The sequence below is a fragment of the Solibacillus faecavium genome (assembly GCF_014836905.1).
Lineage (GTDB): Bacteria > Bacillota > Bacilli > Bacillales_A > Planococcaceae > Solibacillus > Solibacillus faecavium.
Genome location: NZ_JACSPZ010000004.1, coordinates 279647 through 297449, shown reverse-complemented (window position 1 = coordinate 297449; position 17803 = coordinate 279647). Strand labels below are relative to the sequence as shown.

Here is a 17803-nt window from a genome sequence, read left to right as displayed (position 1 = left end):
TAAATTTTGAGTTAGGGGTAACGGCTTTGTACAACTTTTTATTACCAGATGAATTTATTCGTAGTGTATTTGAGATTACGCCAGAAAAATTAAATGAATTAGGCATTAAAGGAATTATTACGGATTTGGATAATACCCTAGTGGAATGGGATCGTGCGGATGCAACAGATGAGCTTGTGCAATGGTTTGAAATGATGCGTGAATCAGGGATCAAAATTATTATTGCATCAAATAATAATGAAGCACGCGTTCGACAATTTGCAGAACCTCATGGTATCCCTTTTATTTTCAGGGCAAAAAAACCTTTAGGTGCGGCATATTATGCGGCGCTTGTACAGTTACGTCTGCGTCGCCATGAAGTAGCGATGTTGGGAGACCAATTACTAACAGATGTAATGGGAGCGAAGCGTCAGAAACTGTATACGTTTTTAGTACGTCCAGTAGCGAACTCAGACGGACTAGTTACAAAATTTAACCGTTTTGTAGAACGCCGTGTTTACAATGATTTAAGAAGAAAAGGAAAGTACCCTTGGGAAGACTAATAGGTAGCCCAAGTTGCATAGTTTTTGCAATACCAGTTAGGAGGAAATAGTTAATGAACGAAATGCCACAATGTATTGGCTGTGGAACAGTGATTCAAACAGAAGATAAAAATGGATTAGGGTATGCCCCTGCATCCTCTCTAGAAAAGGAAATGATTATTTGCCAACGCTGTTTCCGATTAAAAAATTACAATGAAATTCAGCCAGTCAGCTTAACAGATGACGACTTTTTACGTATTTTAAATGGTCTTGGACAACAGGAAGGTCTTATCGTAAAAATCGTCGATATCTTTGATTTTAATGGCAGCTGGTTACCTGGTTTGCACCGCTTTGTAGGTAACAATCCTGTACTTTTAGTGGCAAATAAAGCAGATCTTTTACCTAAATCGGTGAAGGAAAAGAAAGTAATTAATTGGCTAAAGCGTGAAGCAAAGGCATTAGGGCTTAAGCCAATTGATGTAAAACTTGTATCGGCTCATAAAGGAATGGGCATGCAGGAAGTGGTAGAAGCGATAGAAGAATACCGCAACGGCAAGGATGTATATGTTGTTGGCTGTACAAATGTGGGGAAATCAACATTCATTAACCGTATAATTAAGCAGGCTACAGGGGAAGGTGAAATTATAACAACATCTCACTTCCCTGGAACAACATTGGACATGATTGGAATTCCACTGGATGACGGTGCATCGTTATTTGATACACCAGGTATTATTAATCATCATCAAATGGCCCACCATATTGATTCAAGCGAATTGAAATATATTATGCCAAAAAAAGAAATTAAACCAAAAGTGTATCAGCAAAATCCAGGACAAACTTTATTTATCGGCGCACTTGCCCGTTTTGATTTTATTCAAGGCGAACGTTCTGCATTTACAATACATGCAGCAAACGATTTACCGATTCACAGAACGAAGCTGGAACGTGCAGATAGCTTATATGAAGAACATAAAGGTGAATTATTGGCTCCACCAACTACAAAGCATATTGACCAACTACCACCGCTAGTACGCCACGAATTCTCAATTAAAGAAGCAAAAACAGATGTGGTCATTTCAGGATTAGGATGGGTAACGGTACAGCATGCAAATGTAGTTGTAGCCGCTCATGCTCCAAAAGGGGTAGAAGTATTCATTCGCCCATCGTTAATTTGATAGAATGGACTCTTCACCTAATTAAGGTTGATATTTTATTATTCAAAGTTAGTTGATTGGAATGAAGGGGAGGCGACTCCAGCGGGACAAGCACGATGCCTGAGACTACAGGCTCAGGCCGTGCCCGCGGAAAGCGTCCGACCCGTAATGGAAATCAACGGCATTTAATGACGGAAGCTAATACTTTGTGGTAAATGAAATGGTAGCTGGAAAGAAGGAAAAGATGATGAAAAAGTGGTTTGCGGTTATTGGGGATCCGATTGCACAGTCAAAATCTCCGGAAATGCATAATGCATGGTATGAAGAAGAGAATGTGGATGCGGCTTATATCCCGGTACACGTGAAGCCTGAACATTTACAACAAGCTGTAGCATCATTCAAGCTGTTGGGCACAAGTGGCTGGAATGTAACAATACCGCATAAGCAAACAATTATTCCCTTTTTGGATGAACTTGATGAACTCGCTGCAAAGATGGGCGCGGTCAATACTGTCGTTCGTACAGCTGAAGGGAAACTAAAGGGCTATAATACAGATGGTCCGGGATTTGTGAAAGCATTAGAGCAAGTAATTGGCACAAATAAGCGTGATGCACCGGTTTTATTAATCGGCGCAGGCGGGGCAGCACGTGGCATCGCATTCGCTTTACAGCTTATAGGCTATTCGGACATTACTATTGCCAATCGTACGGTTGAAAATGCACAGCAAATTATAGATGAGATGTCTGAGGGGCGGGCTATTTCATTGGAACACGCAGAAAAGAACTTAGATGCTTTCCAAATTTTTATTCAAACAACACCGGCAGGAATGTCAACGGGCGACTTTGCTTTGCCATTTTCGCTTGAAAAGTTCCCTGCAGGCGCAATTGCTGCAGATATTGTGTATAATCCATTAATGACGCCATTTTTGCAAGCGGCTGAGCAAAAAGGGGCGACAATTGTTAATGGTTTAGGCATGTTCGTGCATCAAGGAGCGATTGCCTACGAATATTGGTTAGGCCATTATCCAAATACAAATGCAATGATTGCCCGTTTGACGGCGCAATTAGGAGGAAATTAAATTTTATGTTAACAGGTAAACAAAAACGTTTTTTACGTGCTGAGGCACATCACTTAGATCCAATTTTTCAAGTTGGGAAAGGTGGCGTAAATGATGCAATGCTTGCACAATTACGCGATGTATTAGAAGTACGCGAACTTATTAAAGTACGTATTTTAGATAACTGTGAAGAAGATAAAAATGTTGTGGCAGAAGAACTTGCTGCAGGAACACGCGCAGAATTAGTCCAACTTATCGGATTAACAGTTGTTTTATATAAAGAATCACGCAATAACAAAAAAATCGTATTACCAAAAGTAGCTACGAAATAAGGTGAAGCGAAATGAAGAAAGTCGGTCTTTTTGGCGGTACATTTAATCCACCGCATATCGGACATTTAATGATGGCCAATGAAGTATATGCTGCCCTCGATTTAGCGGAAATACGTTTTATGCCCAATGCAAAGCCGCCACATAAGGATAAGTTGAGTTCTACAACTAATGCACAGCGTCTTCGGATGGTTGAGCTGGCAATTGAAGAAATCCCCTATTTTCATGTGGAGACCTTTGAACTGGACCGTGGAGGTGTATCCTATACATTCGATACGATTAAAGCTATGCGTGAGCGTGAGCCGCTAACGGAGTTTTATTTCATTATTGGTGGGGATATGATTGATTCATTACCTACATGGCATCGGATTGACGAGCTCATGCAGCTTGTGACGTTTGTAGGAGTGAAGCGTCCAGGCAGTGAAGCGCAAACGTCTTATAATGTACACATGGTTGATGCGCCCCAAATAGACCTTTCTTCAACTTATATTCGAAACCGATTACAGCAACATAAGGCCAATTTGCATTTTATATTGCCTAAGGCTGTTGAACAGTATATTCGAGAGGAAGGTTTGTATGGATCGTCAGACGTTATTAGCAGCAATTAAAGAGCGAATGCCCGAAAAGCGGTATCTTCATACGATTGGTGTTATGGAAACGGCGATTCGTTTAGCCGAAAAATATCAGGAAGATCCGAAAAAAGCGGAAATTGCAGCCATTTTACATGATATTGCGAAATATGCAGATGTCGAATGGATGAAAAAAGTTGTGATTGAGCAGCAATTGGATCCTCGCTTACTTGATTGGGACGCTGAGATTTTACATGGTCCTATCGGGGCATGGATTGCAGAGACGGAATTTCATATTGATGATGAATCAATTTTAAATGCAATTCGTTACCATACAACTGGGCGAGCGGATATGACAACTTTTGAAAAAATTATCTTTGTGGCAGATATGATTGAACCAAACCGTAAATTTCATGGTGTAGAAAAACTAAGAGCCGATGCAAACATTAATTTGGATGATGCATTCCGGGCATGTATAACTCATACCCTCAGCTTTTTAGTTTCATCACAACAGGCAATTTACCCTGTATCAATTGAATGCTATAACTTTTTAATGAGAGAGGAATAAACATACATGAATGAAACGTTATTAAATATTACGTACAAAGCAATAGATGACAAGCGCGGGGAAGATATTGTTGCCCTAAATATGCAGGGGATTTCTTTATTAGCTGACTACTTCATCATTGCAGAAGGTAGTTCAGAACGCCAAGTACAGGCTATTGCAAGAGAAATTAAAGAAAAAGCTGAAGAAGCGGGCTACACTGTTCGTAAATTGGAAGGCTTTGATACAGCTCGTTGGATTTTAGTTGATATGGGGGATGTTGTTGCGCATATTTTCCACAAAGATGAGCGTGCATACTATAACTTGGAGCGTTTATGGGGAGATGCAGCACAATTAGACGCACCACAAGCTGATAATGAATAGTTATGAGCGTTTTGCAGAAGTATACGATGAATTGATGACAGATATCCCGTACGCGGAATATGTGGAGTGGATTCAATCGCATGCCCCTGCACAGAACTATAAAAATTTATTGGATATTGGCTGTGGTACTGGAACACTTGCTTTATTATTGCATCAAGCAGGCTACAATGTATCAGGTATCGATTTATCTGAGGAAATGCTTTCGATTGCAAGTGCTCGTATGGATGTCAATGGGGTTACAATACCACTTTATGCAATGTCGATGGACGAACTAGACGGTTTCAGTGACTTGGATGTGGCAATCATTCCAATAGATTCGATTAATTACGTAAAAGAAGAACATCAAGTCATCGAAACATTAAAACGGATTTTTGAAAGTCTTCGTACTGGAGGACAATTATTTTTTGATGTGCACTCGTTATATAAGATGGACGCTATTTTCTTAGACGGTCCATTTACGTATGATGACGGAGATATTTCCTATGTATGGCATACAGAGCATGGGGAGTATCCACATTCAGTCTATCATCAAATGACATTTTTCTTACAGACAGAAAATGGTTTATATGAACGATTTGATGAAGAACACTTTCAAAGAACTTTTAACTATGAACAATATGTTATTTGGCTAAAAGAAATTGGTTTCTCACATGTCGAGGTTTCGGCTGATTGGACAAAAGCCGAGCCGACTGAAGAAAGTGAACGGATTTTTATCCGTGCTGTAAAATAAATAAAATGCCCGAAAAAGAATGTTTCGGCAGTTTTAGATGAAATACCTTTTCATAAAGAAGTGAAATTTGTATAGTGGAAGTAAGCTCCATATATAAAACCTTCTTTATGAAAGGGTGTTTTTTAATTTGCAGCCATTTGTGGAGAAGTATAAAAAGCAAATCACTATTTTTGGTAGTGTACTTGCGGTAATAGTTGTCTATTTCTTTTTTATTCAAGATTCCTCGAACAGTGCCACGATTGAAACAATTGACCAAATGGCCATGGCTACTATTGGCTCTACTCCAAATATTCCGGAAACAGAATTGGAAGACACTCCACAAACAATTATTGTTGATGTAAAAGGCGCAGTAAAATATCCGGGTGTTTATACCTTGTCAGAAGAGCAGCGAATTGTCGATGCAATTGAAGCGGCAGGGGGCTATACGGATGATGCAAATCCAATACTTATTAACCATGCGCAAAAATTACAGGATGAAATGGTTGTCTATATTCCTAATTCTAGTGAAGATGCATTGGAAGAAATGGAACTGCTTCTGCAAATGACGGAAACAAATTCTACAAGCAGTGGTAACAGCTCAGGGAAAATCAATATAAATAAAGCAACTGAATCAGAGTTAACCCAATTGCCTGGCGTAGGACCTTCAAAAGCTAGTGCAATTATTCAGCATCGATCAGAACACGGAAATTTTCAAAAAGTAGATGATTTAAAACAGGTAACCGGCATCGGGGATAAAACATTTGAGCAGTTAAAGGACTTAATTGATGTAAAATAAAGTGAAATTTCAAAAAATCATACATTGCGAATGGTTGGAACTATGTATAAACTGATAAGTGATATAAATTTTGGGGGTTATCATATGGAGCGAATTACTTGGGATCAATTTTTTATGGCACAAAGCCATTTACTTGCATTAAGAAGTACATGTGCCCGTCTTGCAGTAGGGGCAACTATTGTGAGAGAGAAGCGTATTATTGCCGGTGGATACAATGGTTCAATCTCCGGTGATGAACACTGTATTGAAGAAGGGTGCTATGTAGTGGACAATCATTGTGTCAGAACAGTCCATGCTGAAACGAATGCGCTGTTGCAATGTGCGAAATATGGTACACCAGCAAATGGGGCGGACCTATATGTGACGCATTTTCCATGCTTACCTTGTTCGAAGACGATTATTCAAGCAGGAATTAAAAACGTGTACTATGCAAAAGATTATAAAAATAATGTATATGCTTTGGAACTATTCAAGAAGGCTGATGTCCATGTTCAGCACATCCCATTCGATGAAGCAAAAATAGATTTTCTGCAAGATGAAAAGTTTGCCTTAACATTTGAAATGCTCGAGAAGCTTCGTGAGTTAGGTGCAAGTAATGAACAGTTGCTCCCTTTAGAGGAGAAGATGCATGCTTTATTTGGTAAACTTGTTCAAGCATAAGTGGATATTTTATGCCTTGTCGATTTGTATTAGTGCAATTGCTGCATTTGAATCGATAAGGCTACTTATATTATTAGTTATATTGTTGTTATTTTGTCATTATAAGCGTTTCCTCAAAATACATCTTGTCTTAATTTTTTCTACGGGCGTTGTGAGTTATTTTTTTTTCACCCAAGAAGTAAACAAGCTTTTGGTGCCGGTAGAACTTCCCGCAATCTTGACATGGTCTGATGAATACAAAATTAACGGTGTTATGCTGCGAGGTTTTATGACCAATGAAGAGGGCGAAAAGCTATATGTAACCTACGAAATAAAAAGTGAACAGGAAAAGCAGCTCCTGGAAGCCCAGCAACTCGCTGGTACGAATTTTTTTGTTGCCGGAGAGCAAGTATCCCCATCTATTCCCGCACACCGCTATGGCTTTTCTATGGGTCGATATTTACAAAGTAAAAATGCCCGAGGAATTATCGAAATTCAACATCTAACTTTTGTGGACAAGGAAAACTCTTTGTTCCAGCCTTTATATGACCAACGCTTTCGATTGAGGCTCCATATTGAAGATACATTCCCTCCTTCGCTTGTTGCTGAGGCACAGGCCCTTTTAATCGGTTTACAACATAATGTCGATGATGAATTAAATAGAGCGTACCAAAAGTTAGGGATTACACATTTATTTGCGATTTCAGGACTTCATGTCGCCCTCGTTTCTTTCCTATTTTTCCAGTTGTTATTACGTTTGGGCATTCGTAGGGAACCAGCCACAATTCTGCTTCTTGCCATATTACCGATGTATGCGGTTGTAGCAGGAGGTGCTCCATCAATATGGCGTGCGGTAAGTGTTGTGGAATTTATCATGCTTGCTCGGTATTTACGGTGGAATATTCCAATGGATGACGCCCTGTCAATAAGTTTTATCATTTTTGTCCTATTGGAGCCCGGTATTATTTTTCAAGTAGGTTTCCAGCTTTCCTATTTAGCTACATACAGTCTAGTCTACTCGAATCGAATTTTAGCGCGGTATTCTAACTTCTTGGTTCAATCATTTTTTATTACCTTTGTATGTCAAATCCTCGTTTACCCACTGTTACTGTTTCATTTTTTTGAAATCAGTCTTTCATCTTTTATAGCGAATATTTTCTTTGTGCCACTATTTTCTTTTGTAATTCTTCCGATTAATCTTGTTGTTTTAATTCTTACGTTTTTGCCACTCCCGTTTGATTCTATTATTTTTCACCTATATGAGCCATTGCGAACAGCACTTACAAACTTCATCTTCTTCATTCAACAGCCGATTGTCCAAATGTGGAACCCGGGAAAACCATCGATTATATGGCTTGTCATATTGTACAGCTCTGTTTTCATTACCTTCTATTTCCTTGATAAACAAGAGATATTAAAAGCAATTTTACTTTTAGTAATGCCTGCATTGCTTTTCCATTTTCAGTCCTATTGGCATAATGATTTAAAAATTGCCTTTGTAAATGTAGGGCAGGGAGACTGCATTGTTATTGAATTACCTTACCGGAAATCCGTTATAGTGATTGATGCAGGAGGGTTATTAAGATTTGATCAGGAGAAATGGAAAGAGCGTCAAACGCCATATGAGGTGGGTCGGCAAATAGTAGTACCTTATTTAAAAGGGCGTGGCATACAGTCAATTGATACATTTGTATTATCTCATGCCGATGCCGACCATGTAGAAGGGGCTGAAGAGGTTCTGCGAGAGGTGCTTGTGAAAGAGGTACATGTGACGCCAGGCTCTATTTCAAAGCCTGTAATGAATGATTTTTTACAGGAACTGAAGAATACAAATACAAAACTTATCGAAAAGATGGCAGGGGATTACTGGAATGTTGGTACGACGACGTTTGAGTATTTATGGCCTGTTGATATTGAATACGAAGGGAATAATGATTCGCTTGTTATTCTGGTAACGCATAATCAGTATAAGGCACTGTTTACAGGAGATCTTGAAAAAGAAGGGGAACAGCAATTAATTCAACTATATACAGAAAAGCTAAGGAATATTGATTTGTTAAAGGCCGGTCATCATGGGAGCAAAACTTCAAGCATTGAAGAGTTTGTTGCGCTGACAAACCCGAAATTTGCAGTGTTTATGGCTGGGGAAAACAATCGGTACAATCATCCGCATATTGATGTAGTAAATCGTTTTGAATCATACAATATCCCACACGTAACAACTGGAATGGAAGGAACGATAGAAGTAACGATAAAAAAAGGTGAGATGGCAATAGAAAAATCGAATTCAATTTATTTGCAATAAAAGTGGCTCATCACCATAACATGGGGTTGCTTTTCTAATAAAATTTCAGTTGATGGATTGGTGGGCTACGGCAAGACAGTGCTAAAGCCACTTATGGTGATGAACTATAAAAATGGAGTGATTTCTATGTAAATAATAGAAATCACTCCATTTTAGGATTACATACGTGTAGCTGCTTCTACAATAATTGCAATGATAAAAATTGTAATAAAGAAACCGCCACCAATTACGAAACCGTAACCAGCATCTGGGAAGTCGTTGCCTTTCATCGCACGGCCACGACCTTCAAATGGGTTTTCAGTTACATAGTTTGGATCTTGATGTCCTGCCATAAGTATCCCTCCTAATCTTCAATCATTATAGAATAATCTAATTAAAAATGCTATATGAAATGCTAATTATTCCTTTTATTGGTGATAATAATAAGTGTAAATTTCAAGAAAAGTCCACAAAGTAATTAGCTTGTTATTTTAATTTGTTTTTCCTGTTCTGTAGGATTGTAAGCGAATCTGTACATTCTCAATTAATTAAAAAATGTTATACTAAGAAATACGAAAGTAAAGGAGGTTCCCCAGATGATAACAAAAATATGGCAGGATTTTAAAAAAGGGAATTTCGCACCGGTTTACTTGCTTGTAGGAGAAGAATCTTATTTTATAGATGAAACAATAAAGCAATTGAAATCTGCACTTCAAAAAGAGGAAGAAGCAGAAGTGATGACCTTTGATTTAAATGAACAACCGATAGATTATGTCATTGATGAAGCGGACACAATCCCGTTTTTTTCAGAACGCAAACTGATAATCGCCAAAAATACATCTTTTTTAAAAGCAACTGAAAAAGGAAAAGAAAAGATTGAACATGACTTAAAACGTCTTGAAAGCTGGCTCGAGCATCCTACCGATACTGCAATTACGGTATTTATAGCTCCATACGAAAAATTGGATGAACGAAAAAAAATCACGAAGCTTATGAAGGATAAATGTACGGTTATCCTTGCGCAAACACCTCAAAATAATGATTTAAATGTTTGGGTGCAAAATGAAGCGAGGATTCATGGGAAAGCCATTACGGATGAAGCAATCGTGAAATTGCTTGAAATGGTGGGGCCTAATATGCTCCAACTACAAATGGAAATAGAAAAGATGGCGTTATATTTAGGGGAAGAGTTGGAAATTACACGTGAACTTGTGGAAGATTTAGTAGCGAAGACACTTGAACATGATGCTTTCAAAATGCTGAATGCCTATTTGGAACATAATCAGGAAGAGGCACTTAAAATTTATCATGATTTATTGCGCCAAAAAGAAGAACCGATCAAACTCGTTGGATTACTTGCAAGTAATATTCGTACAATGACACAAGTTTTCTATTTGCAAAAAAAGGGCTATCATCAGCAACAAATTGCAAAGCAACTAAAAATTCATCCTTACCGTGTCCAAATTATTTCGAATCAAAGAAGCCGTCCAACGGATCAACGATTACTCCAAGCACTGTACAGTCTGGCTGAGGTTGATCTTCAACTAAAAACCACAGGTGGCAATCGCGAACGCCACTTAGAACTATTTTTATTGAGAAAGCTATAGGAAAAGTTTTTATATATTTTTTTGAAGTAAGATTTACCCGTCTACTTGTGGATTCTACTAGTAGCGTTCTATAAAACTAATTATATAATACGAAAAAAGCCAACTGCACAAATGCGCAGTTGGCTTTATAACTTTACAATTAAGCTTTTTTCGCTAAACGAGACTTTTTACGAGAAGCCGCGTTTTTGTGAATAAGACCTTTAGAAGCAGCTTTATCTAATGCTTTAGAAGCAGCAACTACTAATTCTTGAGTGTTTTCAGCACCTGTAGCGATCGCTTGTTCAGCTTTTTTAACTGTAGTACGCATAGCAGATTTTGCTTGTACGTTAGCAGCGTTTGCTTTTTCGTTAACTTTTACACGTTTAATAGCAGATTTAATGTTTGGCATTTCTTTCACCTCCTAGATTTAGGTACGAGATGAGTATTTTCTCACTGTTTCATGTGTCAATACAACAAAAATCATTCTACCAAAGGATTGAAAGAATTGCAATACATAAATGCAAAGAATATTTACTTGACAGTTTGAACAAACTGGAATGTGGAGGTGCAATTATGAAAAAAGTAGATTGGAATCGCACAGATTTAATTGATGAAACAGCTGGAGTACTGCTTCAACAAACCCCGGCGGATAAGGAAAAATTAAAGCATGAACGTGGCGTTCATATGGAGGAGTCGCAACAAAACCGAGTAAAAATTACAAAGGTTGAAGTAAATGCGGCTGGGCAAGAGCAAATTAGTAAAAAACAAGGAGTGTATATTACATTATCGATACCTACGTTGACTTCGGAAGACCAACATGGCTTTTCGCAACTACAGGAATCACTAATCCATTATTTACATGACTTGCATAAAGATTTAAAAATTACTGCAGAATCAAAAATTTTAGTCATAGGATTAGGAAATAAGACGATTACACCAGATGCAATTGGTCCATATACTATTGATGCAATGCATAAAAAACAATCGGAACTGCAGGAGCCTAAATTTATTTTATATGCGCCAGGCGTAACGGGACAAACAGGATTTGAAACGAGTGATTATATTCATGCTTTAACAGAAAAAATAAAGCCATCGCTAGTAATTATAATTGATGCACTTGCAACAAGTGGCAGTGCACGTTTATGTAGAACTATTCAATTAACGGATACTGGTATTCATCCTGGTGGGGGTGTAGGTAACCACCGAAAAGAAATTTCAAAGGAAGTTCTAGGTGTACCTGTAACAGCTATCGGAATTCCAACAGTTGTAGAAGCACCGATATTAATTGCAGATGCAATTGATGTTGCTTTCAGGTCAATCGCAGCAAAAATACAAGAAAAGGGTAAACCTTCCGGGAAGTTATCTGTAACAAATTGGACACCTGTGAATGAAGAAGTGGATTTATCGAAAGTGGAGCCGATTTTTGGACAATGGGCGACTTGGCCGACAGAAGATCGTCGTCAATTATTTGAAGAAGTATTTAGTACCCATCCTGAACGACTTATGGTTACACCAAAAGAAGTTGATTTTTGGCTGAGTCAATATGCATTTTTGTTAGGGGAAAGTTTGTTTAAATGGATAGAGCAAAAACAATCTACTTAAAATTAGAAAAGAATAAATTTTAGATACACTAAAAACTAGTTATACGTTCTAAGTTTTGCTCTTTCCCCATATTGTATTGGAGAAAGGGTGATGTGTTTGCGGAAACTAAAACGCTTCTCATTATTGTTCTTATTTTTATTTTCACTGCCTATTATTATTGGGCAATTCCCTTTTCCAAATAATGAAATGTCCACAAAAAAATCTGAAAATACACACGTCGTTTATGCTGCAGCAGAACCGCTACCAATTGTAGTCGAAGAACCGCCATATAATCCAGATCCATTTAATGTATTACTCATGTTTACACATTCTCATGAGTCGTATAAGCCGATTGTTAAACAGACTAAAGGGATGCAGGCAGTATATGATGAGGAAATGAATATTTTCTCGTTACAGCAAATGATGCAGTATTATTTCGAATTAAATGAAATTACACCACATGTTGTCGATGTTGATGTAATGAACGAAATGAAGTTAGTGGATGCAAGGTTACCTCAAGCCTACAAAGTTGCTCGCCCTATATTAAAACAATATTTGGAAGAGCGTGAATACGGACTGGTAATTGATTTTCATCGTGATGCAGTTCCGAAAAAGGCTACTACACATACAGTGAATGAGGAAAGCTATGCAAAAGTGGCATTTGTCGTGGGGGCGGAACACCCGGCATATGAAGCAAATTTAGCGTATGCAACAATGCTGGATAAACAGTTAAATAACATGTTACCTGGTATTTCACGCGGCATATTAAAACAACAAGGGGATCATGTGAATGGTGTTTATAACCAGGATCTTGCACCGAATATGTTGCTGATCGAACTTGGCGGTATTGACAATACGGAAGAAGAACTTCACCGAACAATGGCTATATTAGCGCAGGCCATCCGACTTGCATTTGTTGAAGCGGCGGTGTAATTATTTTAGAGGGAATTTTATAAAATGAAAGTGAGTAGTACATTCTTAAAAGGAACTTAAACACTACTCCTTGCTCAAATATGTAAAAGCGCATTTCGCAATAGTGTGAGCGAAATGCGTTTTTCCTATGGCAGTTGAAGGTTCGCTGTTGTCGTTTTACTACGATTCATAGTATAATTTAAATTAAGAAAGCCTCTATTGTTCCATTACTTTCAAATTTGATGGATATAGAGGCTGTATTTTAGTAGAAAAGTAAATGGATGATAATCTACATACGTAGTGACACCAACCCATAATGGGCTCAGGTGTTTTTTCTAATTAGGAGAGGAATTATACATGAACCGAGAACAACGTTTAAAACGTCAAGAAAATATCCGAAATTTCTCGATTATTGCACATATCGACCACGGGAAATCAACTTTAGCAGACCGTCTTTTAGAATCAACACAAACAGTTACACAGCGTGAAATGAAATCACAGCTATTAGACTCAATGGATTTGGAGCGCGAGCGCGGAATTACGATTAAATTAAATGCCGTACAGTTAAAATATAATGCTAAAAATGGTGAGATCTATACATTCCATCTAATCGACACACCTGGTCACGTCGATTTCACATATGAGGTGTCGCGATCGTTAGCGGCTTGTGAAGGTGCCATTTTAGTTGTGGATGCAGCACAGGGAATTGAAGCACAAACATTGGCAAATGTATATTTAGCATTGGATAATGACCTGGAAATCTTACCGGTAATCAATAAAATCGATTTACCGGCTGCAGATCCTGAGCGTGTTCGCCAGGAAGTTGAGGATGTTATTGGGCTTGATGCATCTGAAGCAGTACTTGCATCTGCAAAAGCTGGTATTGGAATCCAGGATATTTTAGAGCAAATCGTTGAAAAAGTACCGGCACCACAGGGCGATCCTGATGCACCATTACAAGCATTAATTTTTGACTCAGTTTATGATGCTTATAAAGGGGTTATTATCAGCATTCGTATCGTAAATGGTACAGTAAAAGCCGGCGATACAATAAAAATGATGGCAACCGGTGCCGAGTTTGAAGTTATCGAGGTGGGCATTCATACACCAAAAGCGATTCCTCAAGTTGAATTAACTGTAGGCGATGTAGGCTATTTAACTGCATCAATCAAAAATGTACAGGACACACGCGTTGGTGATACTGTAACTTATGCTGGCAGTCGTGCAGCGACAGAGCCGCTACCAGGCTATCGTAAATTAAACCCGATGGTATATTGCGGTCTTTATCCTATCGATACAGCTCGCTATAATGATTTGCGAGAAGCATTGGAAAAATTAGAATTAAACGACTCAGCACTTCAATATGAGGCGGAAACATCTCAAGCATTGGGCTTCGGTTTCCGTTGCGGATTTTTAGGTCTTCTCCATATGGAAATTATTCAGGAGCGTATTGAACGTGAATTTAATATTGACTTAATTACAACAGCTCCTTCAGTAATTTATGAAGTAACTAAAACAGATGGCACAGTATTGAAAGTCGATAACCCTTCAATGATGCCGGACCCACAAAAGATTGACGAAATTGAAGAACCATATGTTAAAGCAACAATAATGGTGCCAAACGATTACGTAGGGGCAGTTATGGAACTTTGTCAGAAAAAACGTGGAAACTTCTCAGGTATGGATTACATTGATGATAGCCGAGTTAAAATCGTTTATGAGATGCCATTAGCTGAAATTGTTTACGACTTCTTCGATTTCTTGAAATCCAATACAAAAGGCTATGCATCATTTGACTATGAATTAATCGGATACAAACCATCGAAATTAAGCAAGATGGATATTTTATTAAATGGTGAACAAGTCGATGCGCTAAGTTTCATCGTGCATAAAGACTTCGCTTACGAGCGCGGAAAAGTGATTGTAGAGAAATTAAAAGAACTAATTCCTCGTCAACAGTTTGAAGTACCCGTGCAAGCAGCAATCGGTCAAAAAATTATTGCCCGTTCAACAATTAAGTCAATGGGTAAAAACGTACTTGCAAAATGTTACGGTGGTGACATTTCGCGTAAACGTAAGCTACTTGAAAAGCAAAAAGCAGGTAAAAAACGTATGAAACAAGTAGGTTCAGTAGAGGTCCCACAGGAAGCATTTATGGCGGTACTGAAAATGGATGATAGTAAATAATGTTTTTTTAAAAGGCAGATGGAGCAATCTTTCTGCCTTTTGCTTTTTGGATGAGAAATATTTACTAATCTGCTACAGTAAGAAGGAAATGAAATCCAATTTTAAAATGGGGCTGTATGCTATGACGGACATTTTAAACTTTCTACAATATAAAAACGAAAAACTTGAGGGCGAACTGGCGAAACTGTTCGAGCGGGCCAACTCACCTGCATGCAGAGTGGATGCCCTAATAGAAAATAAAGAATTACAGTTAGAGGATCATAAGCTGTTCTTGGCTTTTCTGGCATATTTAGCACAGCATGAGCTTGATGCAAAAACAGTGTTTCAAGATGTTTTACGTTTGCCAAAACACCAATTTGAAGCAAATTATGAAATGGAATGGACACAAGTAATAAAGTTAAGTGTCACATTTCTTACAATTTTGCGGACGAATGATGTAAATAGTTATAAACAATTCATGGACTAACTTGTCGGAACTAGTAACAATTCGCTATAATGATGAAATGAGTAAATGTATTAAATGAGAGGGGCTCTGGGTCGATGAATGAGGAACAACGACTAGCTAGTCAGCAGATTAAGCAACCTAAGGAAGAAAAAGACTATAGTAAATATTTTGAAAAAGTATTTACTGCTCCTTCACTTAAAGATGCAAAAAAACGCGGTAAAGAAGAAGTGAAATATCATAAAGATTTTGATATTGATGAAAAGTATATAGGTATGGGACAAGACCGTAAGTTTTATATTCGCACATACGGCTGTCAAATGAATGAGCATGATACTGAAGTAATGGCCGGTATTTTCATGCAGCTTGGCTATACACCGACTGAATTAATCGAAGAGGCTGATGTTGTATTGCTAAATACTTGCGCCATTCGAGAAAATGCAGAAAATAAAGTATTCGGTGAGCTTGGCTTCCTGTTAAAATATAAGCGTAAAAATCCAGAAATGCTAATTGGTGTTTGTGGATGTATGTCGCAAGAAGAATCCGTCGTCAACAAAATCTTAAAACAATACCAACATGTCGATATGGTATTTGGAACACACAATATTCACCGTCTGCCAAATATATTACACGATGCATACATGTCAAAAGAGATGGTCGTAGAAGTTTGGTCAAAAGAAGGCGATGTAATTGAAAACCTTCCGAAGAAGCGCTTAGGCTCAATTAAAGCATGGGTAAATATTATGTACGGTTGCGATAAATTCTGTACATATTGCATAGTTCCGTATACGCGCGGCAAAGAACGTTCACGTAGACCTGATGAGATTATTCAGGAAGTGCGGGATTTGGCAGCGCAAGGATATAAAGAAATTATGCTTCTAGGTCAAAATGTAAATGCCTACGGGAAAGATTTTGACGACATCGACTATCGTTTAGGTGATTTAATGGATGAACTTCGCAAAATCGATATACCACGTATTCGCTTTACAACAAGTCATCCACGAGACTTTGATGATCACTTGATCGAAGTACTGGCCAAAGGTGGTAACTTGGTGGATCATATCCATTTGCCTGTCCAATCAGGTTCGAATGAGATTTTGAAAATCATGGCACGTAAATACACTCGTGAGCACTTTTTACAATTAGTAGATAAAATTAAAGTCGCGATTCCAGGTGTAACATTAACGACTGATATTATCGTTGGATATCCAAACGAAACGGAAGAACAGTTCCAGGAAACGCTTGATTTGTATCGCCAAGTAGGTTTTGATATGGCATTCACGTATATTTATTCACCACGTGAAGGTACACCTGCAGCAAAAATGACAGATAATGTAACGGAAGAAGAGAAGAAAGACCGCTTACAACGTCTTAATGCAGTTGTAGGAGAGTATTCTGCTAAAGCGCTAAAAGATTTAGAAGGTCAAACAGTAGAAGTTTTAGTTGAAGGTAGCAGTAAAAGACGGGATGATGTTTTAGCTGGTTATACACGAAAAAACCGTCTTGTAAACTTCAAAGCAGATCCAAAGTATATAGGTAAGCTTGTACAAGTGAAGATTTTAGAAGCAAAATCATATTCATTGTTAGGTGAGTTTGTAGAAGAAGTAATCGAAGAGGTGGAATTTGTAAAATGACAACAAAATTGTATACTAAAGACGAAATTATTGAAAAAGCAAAAGAAATTGCCCATATGATTGCCAATACAGAAGAAGTTGAGTTTTTCAAAAAAGCAGAAGAGCAAATTAATGAAAATCAATTTGTTCGTGAAAAAATTGCATCTTTAAAAACTTTACAGAAGCAGGCAGTAAACTTCCAGCATTTGGGGAAAGAAAAAGCATTAAAAATGATTGAAGGCAAAATAACGGGTATTGAACAAGAAATTGACGATTTACCAGTTGTTCAACAATTTAAACAATCTCAAACTGAGGTAAACGGTTTATTGCAACTCGTGTCGAATGCCATTGCGAACAATGTTACAGACGAAGTTATTGCTACAACGGGCGGAGATTTATTAAAAGGCGAGACTGGTTCAAAAGTACGCAACAGTACTCCAGGCTCTTGTTCTTAAATTAAATATGAGGGGGCTGTGTTAAAAGTGAAATTAGC

20 protein-coding genes are annotated in these 17803 nt (G+C 38.0%); 18 read left to right on the top strand and 2 right to left on the bottom strand.

Annotated elements, in window-relative coordinates; all coding sequences use genetic code 11:
• The first annotated feature begins 26 nt into the window (after positions 1 to 26).
• The 11 genes from H9635_RS10870 (at position 27) to H9635_RS10820 (ending at position 9010) form a co-directional block, all read left to right on the top strand.
• Entirely contained in the window at positions 27 to 542 is a 516-nt protein-coding gene (locus tag H9635_RS10870; protein ID WP_191700308.1) for a YqeG family HAD IIIA-type phosphatase, read from the top strand.
• A 53-nt stretch (positions 543 to 595) separates the two neighbouring features.
• A complete protein-coding gene (gene yqeH, locus H9635_RS10865) occupies positions 596 to 1699 on the top strand; it encodes a ribosome biogenesis GTPase YqeH (RefSeq protein WP_191700307.1) in 1104 nt (367 codons plus the stop codon).
• 226 nt (positions 1700 to 1925) lie between these two features.
• Positions 1926 to 2756, top strand: coding sequence for a shikimate dehydrogenase (gene aroE / locus H9635_RS10860; protein ID WP_191700459.1), 831 nt, complete (start codon positions 1926 to 1928; stop codon positions 2754 to 2756).
• 5 nt (positions 2757 to 2761) lie between these two features.
• Positions 2762 to 3067: a ribosome assembly RNA-binding protein YhbY gene (gene yhbY, locus H9635_RS10855; RefSeq protein WP_191700306.1), complete on the top strand. Its 306-nt coding sequence runs from the start codon at positions 2762 to 2764 to the stop codon at positions 3065 to 3067.
• An 11-nt stretch (positions 3068 to 3078) separates the two neighbouring features.
• Positions 3079 to 3672, top strand: coding sequence for a nicotinate-nucleotide adenylyltransferase (locus tag H9635_RS10850; RefSeq protein WP_191700305.1), 594 nt, complete (start codon positions 3079 to 3081; stop codon positions 3670 to 3672).
• A complete protein-coding gene (gene yqeK, locus H9635_RS10845; protein WP_191700304.1) occupies positions 3641 to 4201 on the top strand; it encodes a bis(5'-nucleosyl)-tetraphosphatase (symmetrical) YqeK in 561 nt (186 codons plus the stop codon). Before H9635_RS10850 ends, yqeK begins: the two co-directional genes overlap by 32 nt.
• 6 nt (positions 4202 to 4207) lie before the next feature.
• A complete protein-coding gene (rsfS, locus tag H9635_RS10840; RefSeq protein ID WP_191700303.1) occupies positions 4208 to 4561 on the top strand; it encodes a ribosome silencing factor in 354 nt (117 codons plus the stop codon).
• On the top strand, positions 4554 to 5291 hold the full coding sequence (locus tag H9635_RS10835) for a class I SAM-dependent DNA methyltransferase (protein WP_191700302.1): 738 nt from the start codon (positions 4554 to 4556) through the stop codon (positions 5289 to 5291). Before rsfS ends, H9635_RS10835 begins: the two co-directional genes overlap by 8 nt.
• A 139-nt stretch (positions 5292 to 5430) precedes the next feature.
• Positions 5431 to 6066, top strand: a complete 636-nt coding sequence (locus H9635_RS10830; RefSeq protein WP_318245203.1) for a helix-hairpin-helix domain-containing protein — start codon at positions 5431 to 5433, stop codon at positions 6064 to 6066.
• A gap of 84 nt (positions 6067 to 6150) precedes the next feature.
• Positions 6151 to 6726 carry a ComE operon protein 2 gene (locus tag H9635_RS10825; RefSeq protein ID WP_191700300.1) on the top strand — a complete coding sequence of 192 codons (576 nt, stop codon included), beginning with the start codon at positions 6151 to 6153 and terminating at the stop codon, positions 6724 to 6726.
• Positions 6727 to 6943: 217 nt separating this feature from the next.
• Entirely contained in the window at positions 6944 to 9010 is a 2067-nt protein-coding gene (locus H9635_RS10820) for a DNA internalization-related competence protein ComEC/Rec2 (protein ID WP_225231250.1), read from the top strand.
• A gap of 158 nt (positions 9011 to 9168) precedes the next feature.
• On the opposite strand, the gene H9635_RS10815 is transcribed toward H9635_RS10820, so the two are convergent.
• Positions 9169 to 9342 (bottom strand): YqzM family protein, encoded by a 174-nt coding sequence (locus tag H9635_RS10815; protein WP_191700298.1) that lies wholly within the window; start codon positions 9340 to 9342, stop codon positions 9169 to 9171.
• Positions 9343 to 9585: 243 nt separating this feature from the next.
• On the opposite strand from H9635_RS10815, the gene holA reads away from it, so the two are divergent.
• Entirely contained in the window at positions 9586 to 10596 is a 1011-nt protein-coding gene (gene holA, locus H9635_RS10810; RefSeq protein ID WP_191700297.1) for a DNA polymerase III subunit delta, read from the top strand.
• 139 nt (positions 10597 to 10735) lie between these two features.
• Here the strand turns inward: holA and rpsT are convergent, their stop codons facing one another.
• Complete coding sequence (gene rpsT, locus H9635_RS10805; RefSeq protein ID WP_191700296.1) at positions 10736 to 10984, bottom strand: 30S ribosomal protein S20; 249 nt, start codon at positions 10982 to 10984, stop codon at positions 10736 to 10738.
• A gap of 164 nt (positions 10985 to 11148) precedes the next feature.
• On the opposite strand from rpsT, the gene gpr reads away from it, so the two are divergent.
• The 6 genes from gpr to H9635_RS10775 all read left to right on the top strand — a co-directional run bounded on the left by gpr (position 11149) and on the right by H9635_RS10775 (position 17765).
• Positions 11149 to 12177 carry a GPR endopeptidase gene (gpr, locus tag H9635_RS10800; protein ID WP_191700295.1) on the top strand — a complete coding sequence of 343 codons (1029 nt, stop codon included), beginning with the start codon at positions 11149 to 11151 and terminating at the stop codon, positions 12175 to 12177.
• Positions 12178 to 12267: 90 nt separating this feature from the next.
• Positions 12268 to 13089 carry a stage II sporulation protein P gene (spoIIP, locus tag H9635_RS10795; protein ID WP_191700294.1) on the top strand — a complete coding sequence of 274 codons (822 nt, stop codon included), beginning with the start codon at positions 12268 to 12270 and terminating at the stop codon, positions 13087 to 13089.
• A gap of 336 nt (positions 13090 to 13425) precedes the next feature.
• Positions 13426 to 15255, top strand: a complete 1830-nt coding sequence (gene lepA, locus H9635_RS10790; protein WP_191700293.1) for a translation elongation factor 4 — start codon at positions 13426 to 13428, stop codon at positions 15253 to 15255.
• 121 nt (positions 15256 to 15376) lie between these two features.
• Positions 15377 to 15721, top strand: coding sequence for a hypothetical protein (locus H9635_RS10785; protein ID WP_191700292.1), 345 nt, complete (start codon positions 15377 to 15379; stop codon positions 15719 to 15721).
• 74 nt (positions 15722 to 15795) lie between these two features.
• Complete coding sequence (gene miaB / locus H9635_RS10780; RefSeq protein WP_191700291.1) at positions 15796 to 17331, top strand: tRNA (N6-isopentenyl adenosine(37)-C2)-methylthiotransferase MiaB; 1536 nt, start codon at positions 15796 to 15798, stop codon at positions 17329 to 17331.
• Positions 17328 to 17765 (top strand): RicAFT regulatory complex protein RicA family protein, encoded by a 438-nt coding sequence (locus H9635_RS10775; RefSeq protein WP_191700290.1) that lies wholly within the window; start codon positions 17328 to 17330, stop codon positions 17763 to 17765. Before miaB ends, H9635_RS10775 begins: the two co-directional genes overlap by 4 nt.
• Positions 17766 to 17803: the final 38 nt, after the last annotated feature.

Bases quoted from the DNA above. Each gene is read 5' to 3' on its own strand.
- yhbY (WP_191700306.1), top strand. From the start codon at position 2,762: ATGTTAACAGGTAAACAAAAACGTTTTTTACGTGCTGAGGCACATCAC.
- miaB (WP_191700291.1), top strand. From the start codon at position 15,796: ATGAATGAGGAACAACGACTAGCTAGTCAGCAGATTAAGCAACCTAAG.
- H9635_RS10825 (WP_191700300.1), top strand. From the start codon at position 6,151: ATGGAGCGAATTACTTGGGATCAATTTTTTATGGCACAAAGCCATTTA.
- H9635_RS10785 (WP_191700292.1), top strand. From the start codon at position 15,377: ATGACGGACATTTTAAACTTTCTACAATATAAAAACGAAAAACTTGAG.
- holA (WP_191700297.1), top strand. From the start codon at position 9,586: ATGATAACAAAAATATGGCAGGATTTTAAAAAAGGGAATTTCGCACCG.
- rsfS (WP_191700303.1), top strand. From the start codon at position 4,208: ATGAATGAAACGTTATTAAATATTACGTACAAAGCAATAGATGACAAG.
- H9635_RS10815 (WP_191700298.1), bottom strand. From the start codon at position 9,342: ATGGCAGGACATCAAGATCCAAACTATGTAACTGAAAACCCATTTGAA.
- aroE (WP_191700459.1), top strand. From the start codon at position 1,926: ATGAAAAAGTGGTTTGCGGTTATTGGGGATCCGATTGCACAGTCAAAA.
- H9635_RS10850 (WP_191700305.1), top strand. From the start codon at position 3,079: ATGAAGAAAGTCGGTCTTTTTGGCGGTACATTTAATCCACCGCATATC.
- lepA (WP_191700293.1), top strand. From the start codon at position 13,426: ATGAACCGAGAACAACGTTTAAAACGTCAAGAAAATATCCGAAATTTC.
- yqeH (WP_191700307.1), top strand. From the start codon at position 596: ATGAACGAAATGCCACAATGTATTGGCTGTGGAACAGTGATTCAAACA.
- spoIIP (WP_191700294.1), top strand. From the start codon at position 12,268: ATGTGTTTGCGGAAACTAAAACGCTTCTCATTATTGTTCTTATTTTTA.
- yqeK (WP_191700304.1), top strand. From the start codon at position 3,641: ATGGATCGTCAGACGTTATTAGCAGCAATTAAAGAGCGAATGCCCGAA.
- H9635_RS10835 (WP_191700302.1), top strand. From the start codon at position 4,554: ATGAATAGTTATGAGCGTTTTGCAGAAGTATACGATGAATTGATGACA.
- gpr (WP_191700295.1), top strand. From the start codon at position 11,149: ATGAAAAAAGTAGATTGGAATCGCACAGATTTAATTGATGAAACAGCT.
- rpsT (WP_191700296.1), bottom strand. From the start codon at position 10,984: ATGCCAAACATTAAATCTGCTATTAAACGTGTAAAAGTTAACGAAAAA.
- H9635_RS10775 (WP_191700290.1), top strand. From the start codon at position 17,328: ATGACAACAAAATTGTATACTAAAGACGAAATTATTGAAAAAGCAAAA.